At 62.0% G+C, this 332-nt stretch carries 1 pseudogene; it reads left to right on the plus strand.

What is annotated here, in order from left to right:
* Nucleotides 1–332, plus strand: a pseudogene (locus AC0L2C_RS34260) (ABC transporter); the annotation flags it as partial.

Raw genomic sequence — 332 nt, forward strand, 5'->3', positions numbered from 1 at the left:
GTGACGACGCAGATCGACGTGCTGGCGGCGATCAAGGACGCCATCCGCGACACGCATGTCGCGGCGCTGTACATCACTCATGACCTTGCCGTGGTCGCCCAGGTCTCGGACGAGATCATGGTGCTGCGCCATGGCCGGCTGGTCGAATGGGGCGGCACCCGCCAGATCATCAAGGAGCCGCGCCAGGAATACACCAATGCGCTGGTCTCAGTGCATGAGATCGAGCACCAGGAGCAAAGGCCCGGCACGAACCCGTTCCTGTCGGTCAAGAACATCACCGCCGCCTATGGCCGCAGCCATATCAAGGTGCTGAAGAACGTCTCGGTTGACAT

Source organism: Mesorhizobium sp. WSM4845 (genome assembly GCF_055811455.1).